1 protein-coding gene, 2 tRNA genes and 3 rRNA genes are annotated in these 5,623 nt (G+C 52.9%); 1 reads left to right on the top strand and 5 read right to left on the bottom strand.

Going from position 1 to position 5,623, the window contains the following annotated elements; all coding sequences use genetic code 11:
- Positions 1–47: 47 nt before the first annotated feature.
- From rrf to ABEA02_RS19980, 5 genes are all read right to left on the bottom strand, one after another.
- Positions 48–161 (bottom strand): 5S ribosomal RNA (rrf, locus tag ABEA02_RS20000).
- 122 nt (positions 162–283) lie between these two features.
- A 23S ribosomal RNA gene (locus ABEA02_RS19995) occupies positions 284–3,165 on the bottom strand.
- A gap of 288 nt (positions 3,166–3,453) precedes the next feature.
- Positions 3,454–3,529, bottom strand: a tRNA-Ala gene (locus ABEA02_RS19990).
- 9 nt (positions 3,530–3,538) lie between these two features.
- A tRNA-Ile gene (locus tag ABEA02_RS19985) sits at positions 3,539–3,615 on the bottom strand.
- A 125-nt stretch (positions 3,616–3,740) separates the two neighbouring features.
- Positions 3,741–5,261: ribosomal RNA gene (locus tag ABEA02_RS19980) — 16S ribosomal RNA — on the bottom strand.
- Together the 16S, 23S and 5S rRNA genes with 2 tRNA genes alongside form the textbook arrangement of a ribosomal RNA operon.
- A 68-nt stretch (positions 5,262–5,329) precedes the next feature.
- On the opposite strand from ABEA02_RS19980, the gene ABEA02_RS19975 reads away from it, so the two are divergent.
- Positions 5,330–5,623 (top strand): hypothetical protein (locus ABEA02_RS19975; protein ID WP_345534920.1); only part of this gene is annotated, 294 nt, incomplete at its 3' end.

Here is a 5,623-nt window from a genome sequence, read left to right as displayed (position 1 = left end):
GCCAACGCCCCTGCAGCATTGAGCTGAGGGGCGTTGTGTTGTGGGGAGTCTGACGATGACCTACTTTCACGCGGGCAATCCGCACTATCATCGGCGCGACTTCGTTTCACGGTCCTGTTCGGGATGGGAAGGGGTGGTACCGAAGCGCTATGGTCGTCAGACTGTAACTTGTCTATCTGCTGATTAGTTCAGCAGACCAAAGCTGGAAGGCAAACTTTACGTGTTGTGATTGCTGCGTTGTGCTGCGATTTTTATCGCTTCGCACTGTAATTCTCAAGGTTATAGGATCAAGCCGCACGGGCAATTAGTATCAGTTAGCTTAACGCATTACTGCGCTTCCACACCTGACCTATCAACGTCCTGGTCTTGAACGACCCTTCAGCAGGCTTAAAGCCTGAGGGATATCTCATCTTGAGGCGAGTTTCCCGCTTAGATGCTTTCAGCGGTTATCTCTTCCGGATTTAGCTACCCGGCGATGCCACTGGCGTGACAACCGGTACACCAGAGATCCGTCCACTCCGGTCCTCTCGTACTAGGAGCAGGCCCCCTCAAATATCCAACGCCCACGGCAGATAGGGACCAAACTGTCTCACGACGTTTTAAACCCAGCTCACGTACCACTTTAAATGGCGAACAGCCATACCCTTGGGACCGGCTACAGCCCCAGGATGTGATGAGCCGACATCGAGGTGCCAAACTCCGCCGTCGATGTGAACTCTTGGGCGGAATCAGCCTGTTATCCCCAGAGTACCTTTTATCCGTTGAGCGATGGCCCTTCCATACAGAACCACCGGATCACTATGACCTGCTTTCGCACCTGCTCGACTTGTGGGTCTCGCAGTCAAGCCTTCTTTTGCCATTGCACTATCAGTACGATGTCCGACCGTACCTAGAAGACCTTCGTACTCCTCCGTTACTCTTTGGGAGGAGACCGCCCCAGTCAAACTGCCCACCATGCACGGTCCCCGATCCGGATTCACGGATCAAGGTTAGAACCTCAACGACACCAGGGTGGTATTTCAAGGATGGCTCCATGGCAACTAGCGTCACCACTTCAAAGCCTCCCACCTATCCTACACAAGTCCCGTCAAAGTCCAATGCAAAGCTACAGTAAAGGTTCATGGGGTCTTTCCGTCTAGCCGCGGGGAGATTGCATCTTCACAAACATTTCAACTTCGCTGAGTCTCAGGAGGAGACAGTGTGGCCATCGTTACGCCATTCGTGCAGGTCGGAACTTACCCGACAAGGAATTTCGCTACCTTAGGACCGTTATAGTTACGGCCGCCGTTTACTGGGGCTTCGATCAAGAGCTTGCACCCCATCACTTAACCTTCCAGCACCGGGCAGGCGTCACACCCTATACGTCCACTTTCGTGTTTGCAGAGTGCTGTGTTTTTATTAAACAGTCGCAGCCACCGATTCTCTGCGACCCCATCGCCCTTCGGATGTACTCCTACAAGCTACCGGGGCATACCTTCTCCCGAAGTTACGGTATCAATTTGCCGAGTTCCTTCTCCTGAGTTCTCTCAAGCGCCTTGGTATTTTCAACCTGCCCACCTGTGTCGGTTTGCGGTACGGTCGATTCTTGACTGAAGCTTAGAGGCTTTTCCTGGAAGCAGGGTATCAACCACTTCGTCTGCAAGCAGACTCGTTATCACCTCTCATCTAAGTCCGGCGGATTTGCCTACCAGACACGACTACGGGCTTGAACCGGGACATCCAACACCCGGCTGGCCTAACCTTCTCCGTCCCCCCATCGCATCAAGAATCGGTACAGGAATATTCACCTGTTTCCCATCGACTACGCTTTTCAGCCTCGCCTTAGGGGCCGACTCACCCTACGCCGATGAACGTTGCGTAGGAAACCTTGGGCTTTCGGCGAGAGCGCTTTTCACGCTCTTTATCGCTACTCATGTCAGCATTCGCACTTCCGATACCTCCAGCAGCCTTCTCAAGCCACCTTCGCAGGCTTACGGAACGCTCCCCTACCACGCACTTACGTGCATCCGCAGCTTCGGTTCATAGTTTGAGCCCCGTTACATCTTCCGCGCAGGACGACTCGACTAGTGAGCTATTACGCTTTCTTTAAAGGGTGGCTGCTTCTAAGCCAACCTCCTAGCTGTCTATGCCTTCCCACCTCGTTTTCCACTTAACTATGCATTTGGGACCTTAGCTGGCGGTCTGGGTTGTTTCCCTCTTGACGATGGACGTTAGCACCCACCGTCTGTCTGCCGTGTATCACTTTCCGGTATTCGGAGTTTGCTATCGCGAGGTAGATCGCAATGACCCCCTCAACGATTACAGTGCTCTACCCCCGGAAGTGTCCGCACGACGCACTACCTAAATAGTTTTCGGGGAGAACCAGCTATCTCCAAGTTTGTTTAGCCTTTCACCCCTATCCACAGCTCATCCCCAAATTTTTCAACATTTGTGGGTTCGGACCTCCAGTACGTGTTACCGCACCTTCATCCTGGCCATGGATAGATCACTTGGTTTCGGGTCTACGCCCAGCAACTCTGACGCCCTTATCAGACTCGCTTTCGCTACGCCTCCCCTATACGGTTAAGCTCGCTACTGAACGTAAGTCGCTGACCCATTATACAAAAGGTACGCAGTCACCCCTTACGAGGCTCCCACTGTTTGTATGCACGCGGTTTCAGGATCTATTTCACTCCCCTCCCGGGGTTCTTTTCGCCTTTCCCTCACGGTACTGGTTCACTATCGGTCGATCACGAGTATTTAGCCTTGGAGGATGGTCCCCCCATGTTCAGACAGGATTTCTCGTGTCCCGCCCTACTTTTCGTATGCTTAGTACCGCGCAACTGTTTTCATGTACGGGGCTATCACCCGCTACGGCCGCACTTTCCAGAGCGTTCCATTAACAATCGCGTTATCACATACAGGCTCTTCCCCATTCGCTCGCCACTACTAGGGGAATCTCGGTTGATTTCTTTTCCTCGGGGTACTTAGATGTTTCAGTTCTCCCGGTTCGCCACCACTGACCTATGTATTCAGTCAGGGTTACCCTTGCGGGTGGGTTTCCCCATTCAGAGATCTCCGGATCAAAGCTTCATTGCCAGCTCCCCGGAGCTTTTCGCAGGCTTGCACGTCTTTCATCGCCTGTGATCGCCAAGGCATCCACCACGTGCACTTAGTCGCTTGATCCTATAACGTTGAGTCCTGGTCTTATCCAGGCACGTTACAGGCGAACTCAGCACAACGCTGTTTGTGAGTGTCTCTGTCGCTGGTTCGCAAACAGATTCACTCGATGCAATCACAACCCGTACAACACAGAGTCTTTCGACAATGCGCTGCACATTGTGTGTTTAATTTGCCTTCCACTTTGTTAAAGAGCAACAACCGATGACTCCGAAGAATCATGTGTCATGACTGAACACAGCCATGACACATGAATCCGCGCTCGAGGCACGAAACGGCGAGAACTGAAGAGGGTGGTGGAGGATGACGGGATCGAACCGACGACCCCCTGCTTGCAAAGCAGGTGCTCTCCCAGCTGAGCTAATCCCCCGATGCTTCGTGGTGGGTCAGGTAGGAATCGAACCTACGACCCCCGCCTTATCAAGACGGTGCTCTAACCGACTGAGCTACTGACCCTTATCTTCACTTCTAAGGGTTCAGCCTCGGCGCCAGTTCTAGACTTCTACTAGCGCCTGGTCTTCAGCCCTTGTTGCTTGAACAACCGATAGGTTGTGGGTACTTGATTTCGAGCTTTGCTCTAGAAAGGAGGTGATCCAGCCGCACCTTCCGATACGGCTACCTTGTTACGACTTCACCCCAGTCATGAATCCCACCGTGGTAAGCGCCCTCCTTGCGGTTAGGCTACCTGCTTCTGGTGAAACCCACTCCCATGGTGTGACGGGCGGTGTGTACAAGACCCGGGAACGTATTCACCGCGGCATGCTGATCCGCGATTACTAGCGATTCCGACTTCATGCTCTCGAGTTGCAGAGAACAATCCGGACTACGATCGGCTTTCTGGGATTGGCTCCACCTCGCGGCTTGGCAACCCTCTGTACCGACCATTGTATGACGTGTGAAGCCCTACCCATAAGGGCCATGAGGACTTGACGTCATCCCCACCTTCCTCCGGTTTGTCACCGGCAGTCTCATTAGAGTGCCCTTGCGTAGCAACTAATGATAAGGGTTGCGCTCGTTGCGGGACTTAACCCAACATCTCACGACACGAGCTGACGACAGCCATGCAGCACCTGTGTCCTGGTTCCCGAAGGCACTCTCACATCTCTGCGAGATTCCAGGCATGTCAAGGGTAGGTAAGGTTTTTCGCGTTGCATCGAATTAATCCACATCATCCACCGCTTGTGCGGGTCCCCGTCAATTCCTTTGAGTTTTAATCTTGCGACCGTACTCCCCAGGCGGATCACTTCACGCGTTAGCTACGTTACTCAGAAAGTCACCTTTCCGAACAACTAGTGATCATCGTTTAGGGCGTGGACTACCAGGGTATCTAATCCTGTTTGCTCCCCACGCTTTCGTGCATGAGCGTCAGTACAGGCCCAGGGGGCTGCCTTCGCCATCGATGTTCCTCCTGATATCTACGCATTTCACTGCTACACCAGGAATTCCACCCCCCTCTGCCGTACTCTAGCCGTGCAGTCACAAACGCAGTTCCCAGGTTGAGCCCGGGGATTTCACATCTGTCTTACACAACCGCCTGCGCACGCTTTACGCCCAGTAATTCCGATTAACGCTCGCACCCTACGTATTACCGCGGCTGCTGGCACGTAGTTAGCCGGTGCTTCTTCTTACAGTACCGTCATCCTCTCAGGGTATTAGCCCAAAAGATTTCTTTCTGTCCGAAAGAGCTTTACAACCCGAAGGCCTTCTTCACTCACGCGGCATGGCTGGATCAGGCTTTCGCCCATTGTCCAAAATTCCCCACTGCTGCCTCCCGTAGGAGTCTGGGCCGTGTCTCAGTCCCAGTGTGGCTGGTCGTCCTCTCAGACCAGCTACAGATCGTCGCCTTGGTAGGCTTTTACCCTACCAACTAGCTAATCTGACATCGGCCGCTCCAATTGCGCGAGGTCTTGCGATCCCCCGCTTTCACCCTCAGGTCGTATGCGGTATTAGCGTAACTTTCGCTACGTTATCCCCCACAACTGGGCACGTTCCGATGCATTACTCACCCGTTCGCCACTAGGGTATTGCTACCCCCGTTCGACTTGCATGTGTAAGGCATGCCGCCAGCGTTCAATCTGAGCCAGGATCAAACTCTTAAGTTAAATCTTGCTCTGGCCAAACTCAAAATCACTGACTTCTTAATGATTCAAAGTGTTGGCACTTAATTTTCTTGCGTTTTTATTCCAGCCCCAAGACCGGAAATTCGCTTGAAACCAAGCACCCACACCTATCGGTTGTCATCTTTTTAAAGAGCGTTACTGCTGTTTTTCGCTTTCACCCGGCGCTGCGTTTGCTGCGTCGCGATCAACGAGAGGGGCGCATTCTACAGAAGTTATTCAGCTCGTCAAGCAAATTCGAAAAATTTATTTTTCGACTTGCTGCGCAGCGAACTGCGCAAAAACAACCAAGCAACTTCCCTTCACCACTCCTCGGCCGCCGAAGCAGCAGAGAGGCGAGATTATGG

Source organism: Viridibacterium curvum, assembly GCF_039544165.1.
Lineage (GTDB): Bacteria > Pseudomonadota > Gammaproteobacteria > Burkholderiales > Rhodocyclaceae > Viridibacterium > Viridibacterium curvum.
The sequence above is the reverse complement of the archived record's forward strand: the minus strand, read 5'-3'. Positions and strand labels throughout refer to the sequence as shown.